The organism is Leifsonia sp. Y862, assembly GCF_057669585.1.
This window is the reverse complement of sequence record NZ_JBYHFR010000004.1, coordinates 73,760-96,496: the sequence shown is the minus strand read 5'-3', so window position 1 is coordinate 96,496 and position 22,737 is coordinate 73,760. Positions and strand designations below refer to the sequence as shown.

General features: G+C 65.7%; 21 protein-coding genes and 1 tRNA gene. 18 read left to right on the top strand and 4 right to left on the bottom strand.

Going from position 1 to position 22,737, the window contains the following annotated elements; translation table 11 throughout:
- Window positions 1-141 precede the first annotated feature (141 nt).
- From AC25Z0_RS17245 to der, 16 genes are all read left to right on the top strand, one after another.
- The gene (locus tag AC25Z0_RS17245) at window positions 142-2,115 is read left to right on the top strand and encodes a tetratricopeptide repeat protein (protein WP_488133991.1); all 1,974 of its coding nucleotides are present in this window, start codon (window positions 142-144) and stop codon (window positions 2,113-2,115) included.
- Window positions 2,090-3,121 carry an HAD-IIA family hydrolase gene (locus tag AC25Z0_RS17240; RefSeq protein ID WP_488133990.1) on the top strand — a complete coding sequence of 344 codons (1,032 nt, stop codon included), beginning with the start codon at window positions 2,090-2,092 and terminating at the stop codon, window positions 3,119-3,121. The genes AC25Z0_RS17245 and AC25Z0_RS17240 overlap by 26 nt, the downstream gene beginning before the upstream one ends.
- A gap of 9 nt (window positions 3,122-3,130) precedes the next feature.
- Window positions 3,131-3,301 carry a hypothetical protein gene (locus AC25Z0_RS17235; protein WP_488133989.1) on the top strand — a complete coding sequence of 57 codons (171 nt, stop codon included), beginning with the start codon at window positions 3,131-3,133 and terminating at the stop codon, window positions 3,299-3,301.
- On the top strand, window positions 3,298-4,188 hold the full coding sequence (locus AC25Z0_RS17230; protein WP_488133988.1) for a TlyA family RNA methyltransferase: 891 nt from the start codon (window positions 3,298-3,300) through the stop codon (window positions 4,186-4,188). Before AC25Z0_RS17235 ends, AC25Z0_RS17230 begins: the two co-directional genes overlap by 4 nt.
- Before the next feature lie 4 nt (window positions 4,189-4,192).
- Complete coding sequence (locus AC25Z0_RS17225; RefSeq protein WP_488133987.1) at window positions 4,193-5,134, top strand: NAD kinase; 942 nt, start codon at window positions 4,193-4,195, stop codon at window positions 5,132-5,134.
- Window positions 5,135-5,140: 6 nt separating this feature from the next.
- Window positions 5,141-6,835 carry a DNA repair protein RecN gene (gene recN, locus AC25Z0_RS17220; protein ID WP_488133986.1) on the top strand — a complete coding sequence of 565 codons (1,695 nt, stop codon included), beginning with the start codon at window positions 5,141-5,143 and terminating at the stop codon, window positions 6,833-6,835.
- Between the two features lie 17 nt (window positions 6,836-6,852).
- Window positions 6,853-8,541, top strand: coding sequence for a CTP synthase (gene pyrG, locus AC25Z0_RS17215; RefSeq protein ID WP_488121469.1), 1,689 nt, complete (start codon window positions 6,853-6,855; stop codon window positions 8,539-8,541).
- Window positions 8,534-9,229 (top strand): NUDIX domain-containing protein, encoded by a 696-nt coding sequence (locus tag AC25Z0_RS17210; protein WP_488133985.1) that lies wholly within the window; start codon window positions 8,534-8,536, stop codon window positions 9,227-9,229. Before pyrG ends, AC25Z0_RS17210 begins: the two co-directional genes overlap by 8 nt.
- Window positions 9,226-10,134, top strand: a complete 909-nt coding sequence (gene xerD, locus AC25Z0_RS17205) for a site-specific tyrosine recombinase XerD (protein ID WP_488133994.1) — start codon at window positions 9,226-9,228, stop codon at window positions 10,132-10,134. The genes AC25Z0_RS17210 and xerD overlap by 4 nt, the downstream gene beginning before the upstream one ends.
- 363 nt (window positions 10,135-10,497) lie before the next feature.
- Complete coding sequence (locus AC25Z0_RS17200) at window positions 10,498-11,409, top strand: ParA family protein (RefSeq protein ID WP_488133993.1); 912 nt, start codon at window positions 10,498-10,500, stop codon at window positions 11,407-11,409.
- The gene (locus tag AC25Z0_RS17195) at window positions 11,393-12,253 is read left to right on the top strand and encodes a segregation and condensation protein A (protein ID WP_488133984.1); all 861 of its coding nucleotides are present in this window, start codon (window positions 11,393-11,395) and stop codon (window positions 12,251-12,253) included. The genes AC25Z0_RS17200 and AC25Z0_RS17195 overlap by 17 nt, the downstream gene beginning before the upstream one ends.
- On the top strand, window positions 12,243-12,893 hold the full coding sequence (gene scpB / locus AC25Z0_RS17190; RefSeq protein ID WP_488133983.1) for an SMC-Scp complex subunit ScpB: 651 nt from the start codon (window positions 12,243-12,245) through the stop codon (window positions 12,891-12,893). Before AC25Z0_RS17195 ends, scpB begins: the two co-directional genes overlap by 11 nt.
- Window positions 12,890-13,714 carry a pseudouridine synthase gene (locus AC25Z0_RS17185; protein ID WP_488133982.1) on the top strand — a complete coding sequence of 275 codons (825 nt, stop codon included), beginning with the start codon at window positions 12,890-12,892 and terminating at the stop codon, window positions 13,712-13,714. Before scpB ends, AC25Z0_RS17185 begins: the two co-directional genes overlap by 4 nt.
- Window positions 13,715-13,782: 68 nt before the next feature.
- Window positions 13,783-14,865 (top strand): prephenate dehydrogenase, encoded by a 1,083-nt coding sequence (locus tag AC25Z0_RS17180; protein WP_488133981.1) that lies wholly within the window; start codon window positions 13,783-13,785, stop codon window positions 14,863-14,865.
- A 25-nt stretch (window positions 14,866-14,890) separates the two neighbouring features.
- The gene (gene cmk, locus AC25Z0_RS17175; protein WP_488133980.1) at window positions 14,891-15,598 is read left to right on the top strand and encodes a (d)CMP kinase; all 708 of its coding nucleotides are present in this window, start codon (window positions 14,891-14,893) and stop codon (window positions 15,596-15,598) included.
- Window positions 15,599-15,666: 68 nt separating this feature from the next.
- Window positions 15,667-17,136: a ribosome biogenesis GTPase Der gene (gene der / locus AC25Z0_RS17170; protein WP_488133992.1), complete on the top strand. Its 1,470-nt coding sequence runs from the start codon at window positions 15,667-15,669 to the stop codon at window positions 17,134-17,136.
- 203 nt (window positions 17,137-17,339) lie between these two features.
- Here the strand turns inward: der and AC25Z0_RS17165 are convergent, their stop codons facing one another.
- From AC25Z0_RS17165 to AC25Z0_RS17155, 3 genes are all read right to left on the bottom strand, one after another.
- Window positions 17,340-18,821 carry a DUF2252 domain-containing protein gene (locus AC25Z0_RS17165; protein ID WP_488133979.1) on the bottom strand — a complete coding sequence of 494 codons (1,482 nt, stop codon included), beginning with the start codon at window positions 18,819-18,821 and terminating at the stop codon, window positions 17,340-17,342.
- Between the two features lie 272 nt (window positions 18,822-19,093).
- Entirely contained in the window at window positions 19,094-19,573 is a 480-nt protein-coding gene (locus AC25Z0_RS17160) for a hypothetical protein (RefSeq protein WP_488121280.1), read from the bottom strand.
- 256 nt (window positions 19,574-19,829) lie between these two features.
- Entirely contained in the window at window positions 19,830-20,486 is a 657-nt protein-coding gene (locus tag AC25Z0_RS17155; RefSeq protein ID WP_488133978.1) for a GNAT family N-acetyltransferase, read from the bottom strand.
- Window positions 20,487-20,659: 173 nt separating this feature from the next.
- On the opposite strand from AC25Z0_RS17155, the gene AC25Z0_RS17150 reads away from it, so the two are divergent.
- Window positions 20,660-20,733, top strand: a tRNA-Pro gene (locus tag AC25Z0_RS17150).
- A gap of 237 nt (window positions 20,734-20,970) precedes the next feature.
- Here AC25Z0_RS17150 and AC25Z0_RS17145 read toward each other — a convergent pair.
- Entirely contained in the window at window positions 20,971-21,363 is a 393-nt protein-coding gene (locus tag AC25Z0_RS17145) for a hypothetical protein (RefSeq protein ID WP_488133977.1), read from the bottom strand.
- A 214-nt stretch (window positions 21,364-21,577) separates the two neighbouring features.
- Between AC25Z0_RS17145 and AC25Z0_RS17140 the strand changes: the two genes are divergently transcribed.
- A complete protein-coding gene (locus AC25Z0_RS17140) occupies window positions 21,578-22,540 on the top strand; it encodes a hypothetical protein (RefSeq protein WP_488133976.1) in 963 nt (320 codons plus the stop codon).
- Window positions 22,541-22,737: the final 197 nt, after the last annotated feature.

Sequence of the window (22,737 nt, the reverse complement as noted above, 5' to 3'; positions counted from 1 at the left end):
GAGACCCTGTGGGAGAGTAGGACACCGCCGGACTTAACTTAGAAAAATGTGAAATGGCCACCCTACGGGTGGCCATTTTGCGTTAAGCCGTACGCTAGAAGAGCAACACAGTACGGCACCACAAATTACACAGGAGATACAGTGAGCCCTTCAGGATCCAACGGCAACGACCCACGCGGCGGCAGCCGGGATGAACGCTCGTCCGGCGCAGGCCGTGACGACCGTTCGAGGGGCGCACAGGGCGGCGCAGGTCGCTCAGGCGGTGCTCCGTACCGCGGTAACTCCGATCGCCCGGCCCGTGATGGTGAGCGTGCTCCCTACCGTGGCAACTCCGACCGCTCATCAAGCGCACCCCGCTCCGGCGCCCCGCGCGATGGCGAGCGTGCCCCGTACCGTGGCAACTCTGACCGTCCGGCCCGTGATGGTGAACGTCCTCCCTACCGTGGCAACTCTGACCGCACGAGCGCGCCTCGTGACGGTGAGCGTAAGCCGTGGGCCAAGGACGGCGAACGCGCCCCGTACCGTGGCAACTCTGATCGTCCGACCCGTGATGGTGAGCGTGCCCCGTACCGTGGCAACTCCGATCGCCCGGCCCGTGATGGCGAGCGTCCTCCGTACCGCGGTACCTCTGACCGATCGAGTGCTCCTCGTTCCAGCGCGCCTCGTGACGGTGAGCGCAAGCCATGGGCGAAGGATGGCGAACGCGCTCCCTACCGTGGCAACTCAGACCGCACGAGCGCTCCTCGTGATGGTGAGCGCAAGCCGTGGGCCAAGGATGGCGAACGCGCTCCATACCGTGGCAACTCCGATCGTCCGGCCCGTGATGGCGAGCGTCCTCCCTACCGTGGCAGCTCAGACCGCTCGAGCGCGCCTCGTGACGGTGAGCGCAAGCCGTGGGCCAAGGATGGCGAACGCGCTCCGTACCGGGGCAACTCCGACCGCTCGAGCGCACCTCGCTCCGGCGCACCTCGCGATGGCGAGCGTAAGCCCTGGGACAAGGACGGCGACCGTAAGGAACACTCCTCGTACCGTGGCGGCGTAGATCGCCCGAGCCGTGATGGTGCCCGCAAGCCCTGGGACAAGGAGAACGTGCGGTCAGACCGTCCGCGCCGTGACTCAGCTCCCCGCGACGGCGAGCAGAAGCTCTGGACCCGCGACGGCGCTCCGGCCCGTAACGACCGTGAAGCTCGTGAGGCCCAGTACCAGGAAGAAATGACCGACGAGCAGCGGATGCAGCACGAGCTGCGCCCGGTTCGCTCACGTCACGACGACCCTGAGCTTCCCGACGACGTGTCCGACAAGGACCTCGACCGCATCGCCCGCAACGAGCTGAAGACCCTCACCAAGGACAACGCCGAGTTCGTGGCGAAGCACCTGGCCATGGCCGCCCGCCTGATTGAGACCGACCCAGAGGAAGCACACAAGCACGCGACATCCGCTGCCCGTCGTGCCGGTCGTATCGCCGTCGTGCGTGAAAGCCTCGCGATCACCGCGTACTCCGTGGGCGACTTCGCCCTCGCGCTGCGCGAGCTGCGCACCTACCGCCGCATCTCTGGTTCCAACGACCAGCTTGCGCTGATGGTGGACAGCGAACGTGGCGTCGGACGTCCGGACCGCGCCCTCGAGCTCGGCCGCTCGGTCGAACGCTCCACCCTGCCCGCCGCCGTTCAGGTGTCGCTGGCGATCGCCATGTCTGGTGCCCGCCTCGACCTGAACCAGCCAGAGGCCGCGCTGCTCGAGCTGGAGATTCCGCAGCTCGACGCCAGCAAGGCGTTCTCGTACAGCCCCGAGCTGTTCCTGGCGTACGCCGAGGTGCTTGAAGAACTCGGCCGCACCGACGAAGCAGAGAAGTGGCACCAGCTTGCCGCTCGCGCTGACGCCGCCCTGTCCCACATGGATGACGACGAGACCATCGAGATCGTCGAAATCGACGAAGAAGATGGCGACGACGACGTGGCAGTCGTGCTGAGCGACGACGCATCGGATGACGAGGCTGACGAGGCTGACGACGTGGCCGAGGCCGCCGACGAGGTTTCGACGGATTCCGCCGACGCTGCCGACGAGACCGACGAAGGCGATGAGGAGCGGGATGCTCAGGCTGGGCCGGAAAATTAGCACGCGGACGCCGCTTGACGGCATCGATACGGTTCTGGCCGACCTGGATGGTGTGGTGTACGCGGGTCCCGCGGCCATCCCGTTCGCCGTAGAGAGCCTGAATCGTGCCGCGGAGAGTATCCGAGTTGGGTACATCACCAACAACGCATCGCGTACCGACCAGTCAGTGGCTGATCACCTCACCGAGCTCGGCCTGAAGGTCGCAGCTCGGGACGTGGTGACCTCACCGCAGGCCGCCGTGCGCCTGCTCGCTGAGCAGGCGCCGGCCGGGTCAACGATCCTGGTCGTCGGCGGCGAAGGCCTCGTCGTCGAGGTGGAGAAGGCGGGTTTCACCGTCACGCGCTCCGCCGACGATAAGCCGGCCGCCGTCATTCAGGGCTTCTCGCCCGACATCGGCTGGGCCCAGCTCGCTGAAGCATCGTTCGCGCTGCACAGCGAGGTCGAGGGCGGCGGCATTCCGTGGATTGCCACCAACACCGACTGGACGATTCCGGTGGCCAGGGGCATTGCCCCCGGCAACGGCACGCTCGTGTCCGCTGTGCACACGGCCGTCGGACGCCTGCCCATCGTGGCAGGCAAGCCGGAGGTCGCCATTTTCGAAGAGGCCATCAAGCGCTTCGATACGACGAACCCGCTGTTCATCGGCGACCGGCTCGACACCGACATCCTCGGCGCCAACCGCGCCGGGATCCCGTCTGTGCTCGTGTTGACCGGCATCGACAAGGCCAAGCACACGCTGGCCGCCGATGCGAAGTCACGGCCGACGTTCATCCTGTCCGATCTCCGTGAGCTGCACGAACCGTACCCGGAGACCGTTTTCTCCAAGGACAAGTCGTCGGCCACCGTGGCCGGTGCGCGCGTGGCGATCTCGGGGAACGACGTTGAGATCGTGGCGGAGGGCGACGGTGGAATCAACCTGCTGCGCGCTGCGTGTGCGGTGATTTGGGCATCCGGTCGACCGATCTACGGGCTGAACGTACCCGAACGACTCAGCCTCTGGCGGTAACCTAGGCCTGTGACTTCCACAGATGCTTCCACCGATGTCGCGACAGAACCGACAACAGCCCAGCTAGCCGCCATCGAGGCCCAGCCGCTCGAAACCCGTGCGGCCGCCTACGCGCAGCTGCACGATCAGCTTCAGGGCGCGCTCGAAGGTTCTGACGTGCCACGGTCGGCCACGGCATGAGTGACGTGCCACGTACGCCCAACGGCAACACGCCCGACAGTTCAACCCCCGCCGACTCTGATATTCAGGATGCCGCTCCGGCGCGTCCCGCTACCCAGCGTCTCGACGCGGCGCTGGCAAGCAGCGGTCTTGCCAGGTCGCGCACCGTCGCCGCCAAGCTGATCGCCGATGGCCTGGTGACCGTTGACGGCAATCCGGTCGTCAAGGCCTCCTTCCCCGTGAAGGACGGGCAGCTGCTGCACGTCGCGGCGACCGACCACTACGTGAGCCGCGGCGCGCACAAGCTGATCGCCGCCCTCGACGCATTCGAGGTGCCCGTCGCCGGGCGCACGGTGCTCGACGCCGGCGCCTCAACAGGCGGCTTCAGCCAGGTGCTGCTCGAACGCGATGCGGCGACGGTGATCGCCGTCGACGTCGGACACGGCCAGCTGTCTCCCACTCTCGCGATCGAACCGCGGCTGATTCTCGTCGAGGGATTCAACCTGCGGTATGCGACCCCTGAAACCATTGCGGGGGCATCCGGTGTCACCACACGGCCAGACCTCGTCGTCGGCGACCTGTCGTTCATTTCACTGACCACCGTGCTCCCGGCCCTCGTGGCCACCGCTGCAGAGGGCGCCGACTTCGTGTTGCTCATCAAGCCGCAATTCGAGGTGGGCAAGGAGAGCATTCGAGAAGGAATCGTGCACAACCCAGCGCTCCGCTCAGAGGCGATCGCGAACGTGTTGTGGGCAGCATGGGACCTCGGGCTCCGCACCAACGGGCTGATTGAGTCGCCGATCGCCGGGGGAGCAGGAAACCACGAATATCTGTGCTGGTTGTCCAGCACAGCGGGCAGCAATCCGACAGAATGGCTTGACCGCATAACCGCACTTGTAGGAGCGTGACGAGATGACAGCAGCGCCACGCATGATTCTTGTTGTCGCGCACACCGGCAGGGCTGATTCCCTTGAGGCAGCCGTCACCGTGTGCGAGCAGCTTGTCGCCGCCGGAGCCATGCCTGTGCTGGCCGCCGACGAGCGCGAAGACCTGCTGCGCTCGACCCCGAGCCTCGCCGACTCCCTGGCGACGTTCGGCACGAGCGCCCAGCCGGGAATCGCCGTGACCGACCTCGAACTGGCCATCGTGCTCGGGGGAGACGGCACCATCCTGCGCGCCGCAGAAATGGTGCGCGGCTCCAGCGTTCCGCTGCTCGGCGTCAACCTCGGCCACGTCGGCTTCCTCGCAGAGAGCGAACGCGACGACCTCGGTGACGCCGTTCGCCGGGTGCTCGCCCGCGACTACCTCGTCGAAGAGCGCATGACCATTTCGGTGCGGGTCAAGATCGACAGCGAAGTCGTCTACGAAACCTGGGCCCTGAACGAGGCCACCGTCGAGAAGGCCAGCAGAGAGCGGATGCTCGAAGTCGTCATCGAGGTCGACGGACGCCCGCTGTCGTCCTTCGGCTGCGACGGGGTCGTCATGTCGACGCCGACGGGTTCCACCGCGTACTCCTTCTCGGCAGGCGGACCCGTGGTCTGGCCGAGCCTTGACGCCATGCTGCTCGTGCCGCTCAGCGCCCACGCGCTGTTCGCCCGGCCGCTCGTCGTCGGCCCTGAGTCGTCGCTGGCCGTCGAAGTGCTGGGCCGCAATGACGGGACAGCGATCCTGTGGGCTGACGGCCGCCGCCCGTATGAGTTGCCGAAGGGCGCGCGCGTGATTGTTCGCCGCTCACCGATTCCGGTGCGGCTGGCGCGCTTGCACAGCGGCCCGTTCACCGACCGTTTGGTCAATAAATTCAATCTGCCGGTCACCGGCTGGAGGGGGCCTGTTGGCCGTGAGCGAGATGAGTGAGATCGCGTGATTGAGGAACTCACCATCAGGGACCTCGGCGTCATTGCCGAAGCGACCCTGCCGCTTGGCCCTGGCTTCACCGCTGTCACGGGCGAAACCGGCGCTGGGAAGACCATGGTCGTCACCGCGCTCGGGCTGCTGCTCGGCGAGAGAGCGGATGCCGGGCGCGTGCGCCAGGGACAAGCGCAGAGCTGGGTGGAGGGCCGCTGGATCGTCGATCCGAACGGTCCCGTCGCGGAGCGTGTCCGCGACGCCGGGGGAGACCTCGACGGCCCTGAGCTCATCCTGGGGCGATCCGTTTCGCTTGAGGGTCGCAGCCGCGCCGTGGTCGGCGGACGCAGTGCCCCGGCCAGCGTGCTCAGCGACCTCGGCGGCGAACTCGTCGTCGTGCACGGGCAGTCAGACCAGATTCGACTGCGCTCCCAGACCGCGCAACGCGACGCCCTCGACCGGTTCGCCGGCCCAGACCTCGCCGCAGCGCTCACCGACTACCACCACGCCCACACGCGCTGGCTCGCCAACCAGAACGAGCTCGAACGTCTCATCCTCGAGCGCGACCAGCGGGCCGCCGAGGCCGAACAGCTGCGCGTCGCCATCGCAGAGGTGGAGACCATCGCGCCGCAGTCCGGCGAGGAAACCGAACTCGCCGAGCGTGCAGAGCGGCTCGGCAACCTCGAAGAGCTGCGCGTCGCCGCTGCCCAGTCCAGGGAACTGCTCTCCGCTGAGGAGAATCCAGACGACGCGCCGGATGCCGTCGCGCTGCTCGACACCGCCCGTCGCCAACTCGAACGCGCGGCCAGCCACGACAGTGAGCTGCCGCCCATCGTCGAGGCCATCGCCAACGCCGGCTTCCTCGTGGCCGACATCGCCGCGCAGCTCTCCAGCTACCTGGCCGGCCTCGACGCCGACGGCTCTCGAGAACTCGAGATCGTGCAGGAACGTCGCGCCGACCTCACCGCGCTGGCCCGCAAGTTCGCCGGCGGGCTCGACGAAGCCATCGAGTTCCTCGACACCGGCAGTGCGCGCCTCGTTGAACTGGACGGCGACTCAGACCGCATCGACCAGCTGACAGAGCAGACGGCATCCGATTTCTTGATCGTCGACGGACTCGCCGACCAGATCACCGCGTTCCGTGAAGCCGCAGCCACCGCGCTGGCCTCCGCTGTGACGACGGAACTGGCGGCGCTGGCCATGCCGGATGCCTCCATCGTCGTGCTGGTCGACCGGCTCGACGAATTCACGGCAACCGGGCGCGACAGCGTCAAGATCCTGCTGCAGCCACACGCTGGTGCAGAGCCGCGTCCCCTGGCGCGCGGGGCATCGGGTGGTGAACTCTCCAGGGTCATGCTGGCGATCGAAGTGGTCATCAACGCGACAGATCCTGTTCCGACATTCGTCTTCGACGAAGTGGATGCCGGAGTCGGCGGGGCTGCAGCCATCGAGATCGGGCGACGCCTGGCGAAGCTGGCCGAAACGGCCCAGGTCATCGTGGTCACCCACCTCGCCCAGGTCGCGGCATTCGCTGGCAATCACCTGAGCGTGGTGAAAGACAGCGACGGAGCCGTCACCGCCAGCAGTGTCCGCCAATTGCATGGTGACGAGCGGGCTGCAGAGATGGCACGGCTGCTTTCGGGGCTTCCCGATTCGGCGAGTGGGCTCGAACATGCTCGCGAACTGATCTCCCTTGCCCACACGAACTGATAGGATTGAAGCCCGTGGTGAACATTTCTAACGCGGACAACTCAGACGGCATTACCAAGCACATTTTCGTGACCGGTGGTGTCGTTTCTTCATTGGGCAAAGGCCTGACGGCGGCAAGCCTCGGCAATCTCCTCACGGCACGCGGACTGCGCGTTGTCATGCAGAAGCTCGATCCCTATCTGAACGTCGACCCTGGAACGATGAACCCGTTCCAGCACGGTGAAGTCTTTGTGACGGACGACGGCGCGGAGACCGACCTCGACATCGGCCACTACGAGCGTTTCCTCAACATCAACCTCAACCAGGCGGCCAACGTCACGACCGGCCAGATCTACTCGCAGGTCATCGCCAAGGAACGTCGCGGCGAATACCTCGGTGACACCGTGCAGGTCATCCCGCACATCACCGACGAGATCAAGCGCCGCATGCGCCTGCAGGCCAGCGACGAACCGCGCCCAGACGTCATCATCACCGAGGTCGGTGGCACCGTTGGTGACATCGAATCGCAGCCGTTCATCGAAGCAGCCCGTCAGGTGCGCCACGAGCTCGGACGCAAGAACGTGTTCTTCGTACACGTGTCCCTGGTGCCGTTCATGAACGCATCCGGTGAGCAGAAGACCAAGCCGACGCAGCACTCTGTCGCTGCCCTCCGCTCGCTCGGTATCCAGCCAGACGCGCTCGTGCTCCGCAGCGACCGCCCGGTCTCCGAGTCGAACAAGCGCAAGATCGCGCTGATGTGCGACGTCGAAGAATCCGCCGTCGTCAACTGTGTCGACCTGCCGTCGATCTACGACATCCCGACGACACTGCACGAGCAGGGTCTCGACGCCTACATCATCGAAACCCTCGGGCTGCTCGCTGACGACGTGGACTGGGCCGGCTGGCAGCCGGTGCTCGACGCCGTGCACGATCCCAAGTTCGAGGTGAACATCGGCCTCGTCGGCAAGTACATCGACCTGCCAGACGCCTACCTGTCGGTCACCGAAGCGCTGCGCGCCGGTGGGTTCGCCCACCAGAGCAAGGTCAAGATCCACTGGATCCCCTCCGACGAGTGCGAAACCGAAGAAGGCGCTGCACGCATGCTCGCCGAGCTCGACGGCATCTGCGTCCCAGGCGGATTCGGCGTGCGCGGCATCGAAGGCAAGCTCGGCGCCCTGCGGTTCGCCCGTGAAAACGGCATCCCGACGCTCGGCCTGTGCCTCGGCCTGCAGTGCATGGTCATCGAGTACGCCCGCAACAAGGCTGGACTGCCCGGGGCATCTTCGAGCGAGTTCGACGAAGACACCGAGTTCCCCGTCATCGCGACGATGGAAGAGCAGGTCGAGATCATCGCCGGCGGCGACCTGGGCGGCACCATGCGCCTCGGCCTCTACCCGGCCGCCCTCGCCCCAGGTTCGCTGGTGTCGGAGATCTACGGCGCCACTGAGGCGTCTGAGCGTCACCGTCACCGCTACGAGGTCAACAACCGCTACCGCGACCAGATCGCCGAAGCCGGTCTGTGGTTCTCCGGAACCTCGCCAGACGGCGCCCTCGTCGAGTACGTCGAACTGACGCGCGACCAGCACCCGTTCTACGTCGGAACGCAGGCGCACCCCGAACTGCGCTCACGCCCGAACGACGCCAACCCGCTGTTCCGCGGCCTGATCGGCGCGGCTCTTGACCGCCAGCAGGCCAGCCGCCTGTTCGAAGTCAAGGCGGATGCCTAACCTCCCGACACCGGCCGACTTCGCGTCGGCCGGCTCCGGCTCCGAGCTTCTGGCAGACACGCCCGCGTTCGCGCACGTGTCTGCCAGCTCGATCACCTTCAAAGGAAAGGTGTGGGACGTCCGCACCGACACCTTCGACTACAACGGTGAACCGATTGTGCGCGAGTACGTCGATCACACCGGCGCGGTTGCTGTCCTGGCCATCGACGAGAACGATCGCGCCCTGCTGATCAACCAGTACCGGCATCCGGTGCGTGCTCGCGAGTGGGAGATCCCGGCCGGTCTGCTGGATCTCGCCGACGAGCATCCGCTGGTTGCGGCCAAGCGCGAGCTTGCCGAAGAGGCCGACCTCGTTGCCACGGAGTGGAACGTGCTCACCGAGTTCTACACGTCGCCTGGGGGCAGCACCGAAGCGATCCGTATTTACCTCGCGCGCGGCCTGAGTGCCACCGCAGAGGCGTTTGACCGTACAGAAGAGGAAGCGGATATCCAGCTGCGCTGGGTTCCCCTCGACGAGTGCGTCGACGCCGTGCTCGCGCGTCGGGTGCAGAACCCGTCGCTCGTGCTGTCGGTGCTGGCCGCCCAGGCCTCAAGGTCGCGCGGCTGGTCGACGCTGGCGCCGGCGGATGAGCCGTGGCCGCGGCATCCGTCGCACTGGGCCACACCCGATTCAGCCGACCGCTCATGATCATCGAGGCGGCCGTGGATCTGTATCTGCGGCACGTCTCGGTGGAGCGCGGACTGTCGAAGAATACGGTCGCCGCGTATCGCCGCGACCTGGTGATCTACGCGGGGTGGCTCGCCGACCGTGAGTGCGACAACCCAGCAGAGATCTCGTCGAACGACGTGTCGGAGTTCGTGCGCTACCTCGGCACCCGCGAGGAGTCGCCGCTGACGGCGTCGTCTATCGCCCGCGTGCTCTCGACGGTGCGTGGCCTGCACCGTTTCCTGCTCGACGAGGGCGTGGTTGAAACGGATGTCGCCCGCGACACTCGACCCCCCAAGCTCGCGTCCCGCCTCCCCAAGGCGATCAGCATCGAACAGGTCGGGCGGCTGCTCGCGGCAACGGACGGCGACGATCCGCAGCAACTGCGCGACAAGGCGCTGCTCGAGCTGCTCTATGCGACGGGCGCCCGGGTGTCTGAGGTCGTGAACCTCAACGTCGACGATGTGATCGACGGCGACGTGGTGCGACTGACCGGTAAGGGCGACAAGCAGCGGATCGTGCCGGTCGGCAGCTTCGCCCAGACGGCAATCGACGCGTACCTCGTGCGGGCACGGCCGCTGTTCTCCGTGCGGGGCAAGTCAACGCCGGCCCTCTTCCTCGGGCTGCGCGGCCAGCGGGTGAGCCGGCAGAACGCCTGGCTGATCATCAAGGCCGCCGCAGAACGGGCAGCGCTCGACATCGAGGTGTCACCGCACACGCTGCGGCACTCGTTCGCCACGCACCTGCTGGCCGGGGGAGCGGATGTGCGCGTGGTGCAGGAACTCCTCGGCCACTCGTCGGTGGCGACCACGCAGATCTACACCCTGGTGACCGCAGACACCCTGCGCGACATGTACACGACGGCGCATCCGCGCGCCCGCGCCTAGCGCTCGCGCACCCACCCACCTGCCCCGTAGGTTGAGGAGCGCCCGAGGAACGAGGACGCGTCTCGAAACCCATCCGCTGGATGAGTGGAGCGCCAGGGAGGTCTCGAGACGGCCGTGACCGGCCTCCTCGACCACCGGGGGAGCGAGCCACGCGGTGTGAACGCAGCGACGCGCATGTTGCAACACCCGCGACGCTGCGCACGACCCGCGCGACGGCCGGGGGAGGTCTCGAGACGGCCGTGGCCGGCCTCCTCGACCACCGGATGCCGGCCTCCTCGACCACCGGGGAGGGGAGTTAGATCGGCGCCGCTGCGGCGATGCGCACCGATCAGGGGCCGCAGGCTCGCTAGACTCAACGAAGTGATGGGCGCAGGACGGAATGAGGACATCTCAGTGGCGAAAAAGCAGGGTGACCTACTCCCCGGTTTCGACGACGTAATTGTCGGTCCCACCGGGCGACCAGTTCAGGATTTCGCGGTCCCCGCTCCACTCAACAGCCACGGTCCCGCCCGCATCATCTCCCTCTGCAACCAGAAGGGTGGCGTCGGCAAGACCACCACCACCATCAACTTCGGTGCAGCGCTGGCCGGATACGGCCGCCGCGTGCTCGTCATCGACTTCGACCCGCAGGGCGCACTCTCCGCAGGCCTTGGGGTGCCGACGCACGACGTCACCACCATTTACGACCTGCTGCTGAGCGGATCGAAGGACCCGCACGAAGCCATCCAGCACACCAGTGTTGAGGGCCTCGACCTGATCCCGGCCAACATCGACCTGTCCGCCGCTGAAGTGCACCTCGTCAACGAGGTCGCCCGTGAGCAGATCCTCTCGCGCGTGCTGCGCAAGGTGTCGGCAGATTACGACGTCATCCTCATCGACTGCCAGCCGTCGCTCGGCATCCTCACCGTCAACGCGCTGACCGCCAGCCACGGCGTGCTCATCCCACTGGAGTGCGAGTTCTTCGCGCTGCGCGGCGTCGCACTGCTCATCGAGACCATCGACAAGGTTCGGGACCGCCTGAACCCCGCCATCGAGCTCGACGGAATCCTGGCCACCATGTACGACTCGCGCACCCTGCACTCCCGTGAGGTGCTGGAGCGCGTCGTCGATGCCTTCGGCGACAGCGTGCTCGAGACGGTCATCGGCCGCACCGTGAAGTTCCCGGATGCCAGTGTCGTCGGCGTTCCGATCACCGAATTCGCGCCAGAGCACGCCGCGGCCAAGGCTTACCGGCAGATGGCGCGGGAACTGATCGCCCGTGGCGCAGTCGCCTAGCGCGGCCGGCGAGTTCGACCAGCTCACTGATCACGCGAGTGATCAGCCGGAAAACACGGCACCCACCACATTCTCGGTCGCGCTCAGCAACTTCGAGGGACCGTTCGACCTCCTGCTGTCGCTCATCGGCAAGCATGAGCTCGACATCACCGAGGTCTCGCTCAGCACGGTGACCGACGAGTTCATCTCCTACCTGCGCGGCCTCGACTCGGAGAAAGAGCTCGACCAGGCCACCGAATTCCTCGTCATCGCCGCCACCCTGCTCGACCTGAAGGTCGCCGGCCTGCTGCCGCAGGGCGAGCTCGTCGACGCCGAAGACGTTGCGCTGCTCGAAGCCCGCGACCTGCTGTTCGCCCGACTGTTGCAGTATCGGGCCTTCAAACTGGCATCCGCCTGGTTCGTCGAACGTCTGGAAACCGAGTCGGCGAGGCACGTGCGCTCTGTGCGCCTCGAAGAGAAGTTCCGCCAGCAGACGCCCGAACTCGTCTGGACGCTCTCGGCTGCCGACTTCGCCGTGCTCGCCACGATCGCTATGACACCGCGGGAGATCCCCACCGTTGGCCTCGACCACCTGCATGCGCCGCTGGTGAGCATCCGTGAGCAGGCCGCGCACGTCGTGGCGATCCTGCGCTCAGGCGAGCCGATCTCATTCCGCCGCCTCATCGCAGGCATCGAGGAGAAAGGCGTCGTGATCGCCCGGTTCCTGGCCGTGCTCGAGCTCTACCGCCGCTCAGCCATCTCGTTCGAACAGCTCGAGCCGCTCGGCGAGCTCACCCTGCGCTGGAGCGCTGAATCCTGGTCAGACGAAGACCTATCCAATCTCGGAGCCGACTATGACAACTGACACGTCACTGACTGACCACACCGCAGCGGATGCCGCCACGCCAGATTCCTCGACTCCAGACCGCTCCGCCCTCGACCTCGACCTCGAGCGCCAGCTCGAAGCGATCCTGATGGTGGCCGACGAGCCGCAGAGCCTCATACACCTGGCGACGGCACTCGACCAGCCGTTGAAAGCGGTGCGGGCGGCCATCGGGCGCATTGCCGCCGACTTCGACGGCCTGAGCGTGACCGACGGCGTGCCGACGGTGCGCCGCGGTTTCGAACTGCGCGAGGTCGCCGGCGGCTGGCGCATCTACGTGCGGCCGGAGTACGACACTGTCGTCACCGATTTCGTGCTCACGCAGAACCCGAGCAAGCTGTCACAGGCGGCGCTGGAGACTCTTGCGGTGATCGCCTATAAGCAACCCATCAGCCGGGGCGCGGTAGCGTCGATTCGTGCAGTTAACGTCGACTCGGTCGTGCGGACCCTACTCGGCCGCGGATTGATCACCGAAGCATTCACCGATAGTGAGACCGGTGCGATCAATTACGCCACCACAGACTTGCTGCTCACGCAGCTCGGGATCAACTCGCTCGACGAGCTGCCCCCTATTTCGCCGCTCCTCTCGGACGGTGCAGACGGATTTGAGGATATGAAATGACAGACAACACCAGCAACGCCGCAGGCGACGGCTACGGACCGACGAACCCGGAAGCCGCCGAAGACGGCGTGCGCCTGCAGAAGGTCATGGCATCCGCCGGTGTTGCCTCGCGTCGCGTGTCAGAAGACCTGATCACGGCCGGCCGTGTGCGCGTGAACGGCAAGGTCGTCACTGAGCTCGGCCGTCGCATTCACCCGGAGACCGACCAGGTCGCCGTTGACAACATCGCCGTGCAGCTGGACACCACCCGCCGCTACGTCATGCTCAACAAGCCCGTCGGCGTCGTGTCGTCGATGCAGGACGAGAGCGGTCGCCCCGACCTCCGCGAATTCACCGACAAGTATGAGGAACGCCTCTTCAACGTCGGCCGCCTCGACGCCATGACAAGCGGCCTGCTCATCCTGACCAACGACGGCGACCTCGCGCACGTGCTCGCACACCCGTCGTTCGGCGTGCTGAAGACCTACATCGCCAAGGTTGAGGGTCGCGTCAGCGCCCAAACCATCGCGAAGCTGCAGGCCGGCATCGAACTTGAAGACGGCCCCATCAAGGCCGACAAGGCACGCGTGCTCTCCGGCCAGGGCGGCGACGGCTACAGCCTGGTCGAGATCACGCTGCACTCCGGACGCAACCGCATTGTGCGACGGATGCTGGATGCCGTCGGTCACCCCGTGGTCGACCTCGTGCGCCGCCAGTTCGGCCCGCTGCACCTCGGCACCCTCAAGGTGGGCGACGTTCGCGACCTTACTAAGGTAGAACTCGGCCAGCTGCTCACGGTCTCGCGCACCCCGAGCTCTGCGGACCCAGAGACCACCAAGTAGGGCATCAGCCCTCGCATCACCCCGCAGTACGCAAGAACCGTTGGCAAGCAGAAGGCAGGAGCCGGTACGTGGTTGAGAGTCGCCTGGTCGGACCGGTTCGCGTCGTCGGCGTCGGATTGCTGGGCACCAGCATCGGCCTCGGCCTCCGCAATCGCGGCATCGACGTGATCCTGGCCGACGCGTCGCCGACCCACGTGAGCATCGCCGTCGACTACGGCGCCGGCCGGGTGCCAGCTGATGGCGACGCCCCGCAGCTCATCGTCGTCTGTGTGCCGCCGGATGTCACCGCCCAGGTGGTTGCCGCCGAGCTGGCGGCCTTCCCCGACGCGATCGTGACGGATGTCGCCAGCGTCAAGCTGGCACCCCTGGCCGAATTGCGCGCGCTCGGCGCCGACCTGTCGCGCTACATCGGTTCGCACCCGCTGGCCGGGCGCGAACGCGGCGGCCCGCTCTCCGGCCGCGCCGACCTGTTCGTCGGCCGCCCGTGGGTCGTCGCCGCGCACGACGCCATCAGCTACCAGCGCGCCAACGCCATCGACGATCTGATCCTCGACCTCGGCGCCATCCTCGTTGAGATGACGCCGGAAGAGCACGACGCGAGCGTCGCCCTGGTCTCCCACGTACCCCAGGTGATCTCGAGCCTGATGGCCCGGCGCCTGATCGACGGCCCGCACGCCGCGCTCAACCTCGCAGGGCAGGGTGTGCGCGATGTCACGCGCATCGCGGCCAGCGACCCTGAGCTGTGGGTGCAGATCCTGGGCGCCAACGCGGCTCCCGTGCGCGACATTCTGGTGGCATACCGCGACGACCTCGACCGTTTCATCGCGGCCATCGAAGACCCCACCGCTCCCGGTGCCCGGCGCAAGATCGCCGAGGAGATCGCCGGCGGCAACGACGGTGTGTCCCGGTTGCCCGGCAAGCACGGCCAAGACCGCCGCTTCGCGTCGATGACCGTGATGATCGATGACACCCCCGGCCAGTTGGCCAGACTCCTGCAGGAGATCGGCGAAGTCGGGGTGAACCTCGAAGACCTCCGTCTCGAGCACTCGCCTGGCGCGCAGATCGGCCTGGTAGAAATTTCAGTACTCCCCGAGGCGGTCGCCCGCCTCACCGAAGAGCTGGTCGCACGCGGCTGGCGGATTGCAGGTTAGCCGCATGGGCAGACACTCACTACACGTGCCGATTGATTCCGATACCACGGATGCGACGGCACCCGTCGTCGTCGCGATCGACGGTCCGGCCGGCAGCGGCAAGTCCAGCGTCAGCAAGGCCACCGCTCGCAAACTCGGCTTCGACTACCTCGACACCGGTGCCGCCTACCGGGCCTTGGCCTGGCTGATGCTTGACCGTGGCGTCGACACCGACGATGCCGCAGCCGTCGTCGCCGCGCTCGACGACTTCGACTACGCCATCGGCACTGATCCAGACGAGTACTTCGTGCGCGTGGGAGACACCGACGTGACGGAGGCCATCAGGGAGCCGCGGGTGTCGGCATCCGTTAGTGCAATCGCACGTGTCCCTGAGGTGCGCGCCCACCTCACGGAAATCTTCCGCAGCCTCGCTCTGGGGAGCACGAAGCCCGGAATTGTGATCGAGGGCAGGGACATCACCACGGTGGTTGTGCCTGAGGCTCCGGTGCGAATCCTGCTTACCGCATCTGAAGAGGCTAGAATGACTAGGCGCTCTGCAGAAATATCGACCCAATCGGCTAAAACCGTGGCGGAGCAACTGCGATCGAGGGATCGCGCCGACTCTCAAGTAGTCGATTTCATGAGCGCCGCAGACGGTGTGACCACCGTCGACTCCACCCATCTCGACTTCGAGCAGACCGTTGACGCGGTTATCGATGTCATCACCACACGTAACCGCGAGGAACTCGCATGACTAACGACTCAGTCTCCAAAGACTCAGCCTTCAACGACGACGACCAGATCCCCGAGCTCGATTCGGGGATGGTCTCGCGTCTGACCGACCTCGACGAAGACCTGGCCGTACAGCGAGCAGCAGCTCTCCGTACCGGGCTTGACGACTACGAACTCGACGAAGAAGACTTCGACGTACTCGACCTGTCGACGGAAGATCCCGACGCCATTCAGTACCTGCCGGCCCTGCCGGTCATCGCCATCGTCGGACGCCCGAACGTGGGCAAGTCCGCGCTGGTGAACCGTATCCTCGGTCGCCGCGAAGCCGTGGTCGAAGACACCCCCGGCGTGACGCGCGACCGCGTGACGTACAAGGGGGAGTGGAACGAGCGCCGCTTCAGCGTCGTCGACACCGGCGGCTGGGAGCCAGATGCCAAGGGCATCGACGCATCCGTCGCCCTGCAGGCCGAGATCGCTATCGACCTCTCCGACGTCGTCATGTTCGTCGTCGACTCCAACGTCGGCCCGACCTCGACCGATGAAGCAGTCGTGCGGATGCTGCGGAAGAGTGGCAAGCCCGTCTTCCTCGTCGCCAACAAGGTTGACGACATCCGCCAGGAGCCCGAAGCGGCGAACCTGTGGTCGCTTGGCCTCGGCCAGCCGTACCCGGTGTCTGCCCTGCACGGCCGCGGCGTTGCCGACCTGCTGGATGCAATCCTGCTGGTTCTGCCGCTGATCTCCACCGTCGCCAAGCAGGAAGTCGGCGGCCCGCGTCGCGTCGCCCTGCTCGGTCGCCCGAACGTCGGCAAGTCCAGCCTGCTGAACAAGCTCGTCGGCGAAGAGCGCGTTGTTGTCAACGAGCTCGCCGGCACCACGCGTGACCCGGTTGATGAGCAGGTTGAACTTGGCGGCAAGGTGTGGCGTTTCGTCGACACCGCCGGCATCCGTCGTCGCGTGCACCTCGCACAGGGCGCCGACTTCTACGCATCTCTTCGCACCAGCGCCGCGCTGGAAAAGGCCGAAGTTGCCGTCGTGCTCATCGACGTGACCGAGGTCATCTCCGAGCAGGACGTGCGCATCATCGACCTCGTTCTCGAGTCGGGCCGTGCGCTCGTACTCGCGTTCAACAAGTGGGACCAGATCGATGACGACCGTCGTCGCTACCTCGAGCGTGAAATCGAGCAGGACCTGGCCCACGTGGCCTGGGCCCCGCGCGTGAACATCTCCGCTCGTACCGGTCGCCACATGGAGAAGCTGGTTCCGGCCCTCGAGCTCGCGCTCGAGTCGTGGGACACCCGCATCCCCACCGGCAAGTTCAACGCCTTCCTCGCCGAGCTGGCTGCGGCGCACCCGCACCCCGTTCGCGGTGGCAAGCAGCCGCGCATCCTGTTCGGTACCCAGGCCTCGAGCCGTCCGCCGACATTCGTGGTGTTCACCACCGGATTCCTCGACGCGGGCTACCGTCGCTACATCCAGCGTCGTCTGCGCGAGATCTGGGGCTTCGAAGGAACCCCGATCAACCTCAGCATGCGCGTGCGCGAGAAGCGCAAGCGCTCCTAGCAGGCCCGTACAGAGCGGCCGTCGACCTTCGGGTCGGCGGCCGCTTCGTCGTTGGTGCCCCTCTCGTTGATTGAGGAGGCCGCCAGGCCGTCTCGAAATCTCGCGGGCCGATCTACAGACGCTCCGCAGTTCAGAGGTCGGCTCGCTGGATTTCGAGACACTCGCTGGCGCTCGTTCCTCAATCAACGAGTGGGGCGGAAGGGTCAGCTCGCCGCTGCCTCCGTGATGCGCGTCACTTCCTCCGCGGTCATCTTCCCGACCGTGGCCCCGGCGTTCTTGGCCGGCGCCCGTACCTTCGTGCTGAACTCGCCGGACTCCACCGCTTCCCGCAAGGCGATGTAGTCGGAATACGACTGGTCGGCATACGCATCGGCCCATTCGGCGATCGCTGTGTCGAATACGTCGGACGACCCGAGGTAGCCGGTGATGAACGCGCCGTTGGGACTCTGCGAGTGGGCACGGGCCAGCAGCTGGCCGCAGGCGTCGACGTAATCCAAGAACTGGCCGTACGTGAGGGCATCGATGTCGACCGACACGTTCCGGTCGCGGAACTGCCGCACGTAGAACCCCATGTCTTCCGCGCTGAAATACCCAAGGAACGGGTCGGAGACAGCCTGCAGGATGCGCTGGTTGGAGACCACCCGAAACCCGTGGTCCTCGCTGAAGGTGTCAGCGCCGTGGGAGATCTCGACGGGTTCGATGCCGCCGAACTCGTTCAGCACGGAGTGCCCGGCCTCTTTCACCTGGAGAATCAGCGATTCGCCGCGCGGACCGGTCAGCACCACGATGAAGCAGCGGGTGCCAACGCTACCGACGCCGACGACGCGGCGAACGGCATCCGTCACGGTGTACTGCGACAGGAGAAAAGCGATATCCGGTGACGCGGAATGCCGGTAGGTCTCGACGAGGTCGGCGACCAGGTCTTCGATCTCCTCTGGCAAGTGAGTGAGGGTGGGCGGCTGTTCGACGATCGAGACCGTGCCGTCGTCGGCGCGCACCGTGATCTTGTTGAGCACGCGAGCGGATGTTCGATTCTCAGACGATTTGATGGCCGCGTCGATGATTTTCTGGGTGCGCTTGCCGAAACGTGAGACGCCCAGACGCACCTCTGCGCGCCGGTAGTAGCGCTCCAACGCGTCGAGCTGCATCATCTCTTTGATGGAGGTGCGGTACGACGCGGCAGCATTCAGCGCGGCGGCGCGGACCTTCTTCTTGGAGAAGCCCTTGTGACGGCCGGCGATGACGACGCTGGTGACGAGGCGTTTGACGTCCCACTCCCACGGGCCGAATGCGGCCTCGTCGAAGTCGTTGAGGTCGAAGACCATGGTGCGCTGGGGGGAGGCGAAGAGGCCGAAGTTGGCGATGTGCGCGTCGCCGCAGAGCACGACGCCGGCGTCGGTCGTTGGCGCACCGGCCAGGTCTGCGGCTTGCAGCGCAGCAGAGCCGCGATAGAAGGCGAACGGGTTTTGCAGCATCCGTTCGAGGCGGAGTGGGACGAGCCAGGGGAGTCGGGACGCGTTCTGGGTCTTGAGCACGCCGAGCGGGTCGCGGCCGCTCTTACTCGTATAGACGGAGTGTGCTGATCGCCGCATTGTCTTGCGGGCGGCCTTGCCCTCCGCACGGCGGGCCTCGTAGGTGGTGATGGCGGAGTGGTCGAACCTGAGCCGGCCTGATACGTCGTCCATGGCGCCTGCTTTCTCTGCGGGAGTGCACTGTGCCGATCAGGCTACTCCGTGGCGCCGCTCAGTGGGGGCTCAGGGCGGTTGTTGAAGCGGATGTGGCCCTCCGGCGTCTGCAGGCGCCGCACGTCGCGCTGTGGCCGTCCTGGCGAGTGGCGAGTCGTTCACCATGCTGCTGTCCGCTCGGCTGACGCCCGCCGTCTGAACTGCCCGCCCCCGGCCAAACACAAAACGGGCCGACAACCTCAGCGGTTGTCGGCCCGTTCAGAGAACGAGAATTAGTTCTTGGGTGCGTCGTCGATCTTCGGTGCGGCGTGGGCATCCGTCGAGATGACGGGAGCGTCTGCAACGACCGGAGCGTCAGCAACGGTGGCCGGGCGAACGGCAGCAGCGGGCGCGGTGCGCTCAGCGGCCTCGACCTCGGCGACGGTGAAGTCCTCGTCGTCGTCGTGCGTGTGGGGTGCGACAGCGTACGTCGACGCTGCGGTTGCCTTCACGGCGGCGTTGCGCGCGTGGAGGGCCAGAGCGAGGAGGATGCCGATGACGCCAGCGCCGATGATCGTGGTGCCGATGGAGGCACCAGACTGCGAGGCGAAGAGAGCGGGGTAGTCAGCGGTGCCGGCGGTGTAGAGGTCGGCCTGCGAGGCGTTGGAGGTGGTCACGAGCAGGTATCCGCCGACGACTGCAACAATCGAGACCACCCACAGCACAATGAGGGGGATGTTGATCTTCGTTGCTACGGATGAGTTCTGAGACATGAGTTCCTTTGCTGTTGAGATGCAAGCCAGGCTGGCCACACGATTAAACCTAGGGGCGATTCCTATGAATCGGATATGAGCGGGCACTGTGTTGCCAGTGCCGCCTCCGCAGACTAACGGATGTTGAGCGGGTCGGCTGCCGATGTCGGTGCGTGGGGGCTGCTCGGTGCTGGTCGGTGCTACGTGGTGGTGCGGCCCGCTCTGTAAGGCATGTGCTGGCCGTTGGCCAGTCACCTAAGCCATGATGCCCCAGGATTCAGGCGAGGTCGAGGGTGACGACGGCGCGATCGCGGGTGGGTCTGGCCGACACGGTGAATCCTGAGGATTCGAACAGGGAGAGCGGCCCGTGGAACAAATCGGCCGCTGAGACCGTCGGGCGGGCGGTCGTGTCGATGGGGTAGGCCTCGATGAGGCGTGCGCCGTGCCGGTTCGCGTGTTGCACCGCGCCGTCGAGCAGCGCCCTGGCGACGCCGCGTTTGCGGAAGCCGACGCGCACCACGAAGCAGGTGATGGCCCAGACGGATGCGGCATCCGCTGTCGCTGTGCTGGCTGTGCTCGCTGTGCTGTTTGTGCGGGCTGTGCTGCCTGTGGGGCCACTCGCGGGCCTGCCGGCGGTGGCGATGGGGCTGCGTTGCAGGCGGGGGTAGTGCGCCTTGGGTTCGACGGCGCACCAGCCGACGGGCTCGTCGCCGAGGTACGCGACGACGCCGGGGGAGGGCGCAGCGGATGCGATCTGCTCGCGCAGGTCGTCGCGGCACTGTTCCGGGGTGGCGGCCTTCCACTCGGCGCCGTTCAATTTGAAATATTGGCACCAGCATCCGGCCGGGTCGCCGCGGGTGCCGAAGACGGTGCGGATGTCATCCCAGGGCACGTTGGCGGCGGAGCGGACCGTGATGTCGGGGCGGGCTGGCATGTCGTCCACGGTAGTGGGAGCGGTACGCAAGCGGAAGAATTTGGTGGTGACAGGTGCTTTCGGGGCGTCATTTGGGTCGAGGTGTCCACAAGTGCTCCGCGGAGGCGGTAAGCTATTCGAGTTGTCTCTTGCAGATGCAGTTCGGTTCGCCGGACCGTGTTTGGGAGTGGCCACGGGCTGTAGCGCAGCTTGGTAGCGCACCTGACTGGGGGTCAGGGGGTCGCAGGTTCAAATCCTGTCAGCCCGACATTTGGGCCGTTCGCGAAACTCTTCGCGAAACGGTCGCAAAGAAATCGCTCCTGATGAAAATCAGGAGCGATTTTTGGTTTCTGGGGCGTTGTGGCGCGTTTTCGGGTTCGGCGTCGTCTCGCGAGGAGCGTCGCAGCGTGAACGCGTGCTCGTTAACGGCTTTCAGGCGCGCCGATGTCTTCGGTGCGCCTGGGGTGTTGCCCTCTCGGGCGGTGTTGGTGAACCGCGTGAGCGGTTAGGTCCGGGTGGGTGGGCCGCCGGTTTCGTCGGAGGGTGTGGGTTTCGCTTTGTCGGGTCGGAGCACGCCGGCCGGATACGTGTCGGTGTGCGGGTTGTGGAATTCGCGGTCACGGCGCCGGATGATGGCGATGGCGGGTTCGCCGAGTGAGTCTTTTCGGGCGTCGTCTTTGATTTTGTCGCTCATGAAGGCGGCGATTTTGCGGATGTTGAAGTTGGTGAGCAGCAAGGTCCCGCGGGGGGAGTGTGGCGACCGTATGACCCGCTCGCTGAAATGCCCGCTGCACGGGGCCTTGTGCAACAGCGATTCGGCGCAGGGCGAGTGCATGGCGATCGTCAGTTTTTGGCTTGGAGGAGCGGTCATATGAGACGTGATCGGCGAGGTAGCCATAGAGGTTTTCCGAAGGCTGCACATGAAATTGGGAAATTCTCGGAACGATTTGGCAATACAGACGCGGGTTGACACAGACCGCCGGCACTACGCTCATGCCTCACTCAACTTGATGCGTTGCCATGGGCGGGCCCAGGAGGGGCGGACGATGGAAGAAATTGAATAGGCGCGAGGCATAACAGATAGGTTGCGGCGGTACGCTAACCTCACACTCGTGAACGATGAAATCGGCCCGTGGTACTGGAGGATGGATGACATCCGTCGCCCGTTTGGCAGTCAGTTTAGAGAGATCGTCGCCTTCCACCGCCTGTTTCTGAACGTCGCGGAGGAAGCGTTCGTGGCCGCCGCAGAGGACGCCCGCGGAGATCTTGACCCGGAGTTCAGCGGCGAAGGGGACGTCTGGGCTGCCGCCGGAGACGCACTTGGCACAACCCCTTTCGACGTCAGCCAACATCTTGGTCTTTTGGCGCTCACACGCGCTATATCTCTAGCAGAGGTGACAATCGCCCGCGCTGCGGCCTCCTTCTTCTCTGACGCCGAAGGAGTCGTCTTTACTAACGGAAAGGCTTGGACGCGCCCGACAGCTGATTCTTTCTTCAGTTCGGTGCTGAAGCGTCCGTTCGACCTGGACAGGTTCGGGATGGACGCGATTGCGGAACTGCGCAACATGTACGCGCATGGCTATGGAGACTTCAGAGACGCCACCTACGCCCAAGCTTTGGAATTGCGGCTGCTCAAGGTCATCGGTGACGATCCGGCCAGCGCTGAAGAACTGGCGGCCGGCTACGGCGAAAGCGTGCATGTACTCGACCGCGCCCCACTCGGCTTCTTCGACGATAGCTTCCTCAATCGTGTAGCACACCTCTCACCGCTGGCTACTCTCCGGCTCCTCGGTGCCATCGAGCGCACTGTCGAAGCTGCATTAGATGCGGCGGCGTGGGGGCCTCGGGGAGGCGACGAACTCGCGATGAGTCGATTCGCCAAGGAATGGGCGAAGGCGAACGGTGATCCCGACGTTGGCGATACCGCGATCGACTACGAAGGGGCTGTCCTTCTACGTTTCAAAGGCAAGCGAATGGACCTCATCGACAGCGGGGAGCCAGTTAGCTTGTTCCGACGGATGCAAGATGGCCGGTACTGGGGCCATATCGAGTTGCGACGCGAGGGCCAGAGCTAGTCGAGACTCTTGCTTCCTTACTAGCGTGCTTGAACCGCTGTCGGGTATTTCTTGGCAGGTCAGAATCCTTTCATCGGGAAGAAGATGGCAGCGAAACAAGGACGATTCATTGCTCCCCTACAGAGCGGCTTGGTTGTTGAGACACGTTCGGCCTGTCTGAGCGTTGATCGACTGGCTCGGAACTTCGCTGCGCTAGG

Coding starts and splice junctions, on each gene's coding strand:
- AC25Z0_RS17240 (WP_488133990.1), top strand. CDS start 2,090: ATGCTCAGGCTGGGCCGGAAAATTAGCACGCGGACGCCGCTTGACGGC.
- AC25Z0_RS17230 (WP_488133988.1), top strand. CDS start 3,298: ATGAGTGACGTGCCACGTACGCCCAACGGCAACACGCCCGACAGTTCA.
- AC25Z0_RS17225 (WP_488133987.1), top strand. CDS start 4,193: ATGACAGCAGCGCCACGCATGATTCTTGTTGTCGCGCACACCGGCAGG.
- AC25Z0_RS17210 (WP_488133985.1), top strand. CDS start 8,534: ATGCCTAACCTCCCGACACCGGCCGACTTCGCGTCGGCCGGCTCCGGC.
- xerD (WP_488133994.1), top strand. CDS start 9,226: ATGATCATCGAGGCGGCCGTGGATCTGTATCTGCGGCACGTCTCGGTG.
- AC25Z0_RS17200 (WP_488133993.1), top strand. CDS start 10,498: ATGGGCGCAGGACGGAATGAGGACATCTCAGTGGCGAAAAAGCAGGGT.
- scpB (WP_488133983.1), top strand. CDS start 12,243: ATGACAACTGACACGTCACTGACTGACCACACCGCAGCGGATGCCGCC.
- AC25Z0_RS17185 (WP_488133982.1), top strand. CDS start 12,890: ATGACAGACAACACCAGCAACGCCGCAGGCGACGGCTACGGACCGACG.
- der (WP_488133992.1), top strand. CDS start 15,667: ATGGTCTCGCGTCTGACCGACCTCGACGAAGACCTGGCCGTACAGCGA.
- AC25Z0_RS17165 (WP_488133979.1), bottom strand. CDS start 18,821: ATGGACGACGTATCAGGCCGGCTCAGGTTCGACCACTCCGCCATCACC.
- AC25Z0_RS17160 (WP_488121280.1), bottom strand. CDS start 19,573: ATGTCTCAGAACTCATCCGTAGCAACGAAGATCAACATCCCCCTCATT.
- AC25Z0_RS17155 (WP_488133978.1), bottom strand. CDS start 20,486: ATGCCAGCCCGCCCCGACATCACGGTCCGCTCCGCCGCCAACGTGCCC.
- AC25Z0_RS17145 (WP_488133977.1), bottom strand. CDS start 21,363: ATGGCTACCTCGCCGATCACGTCTCATATGACCGCTCCTCCAAGCCAA.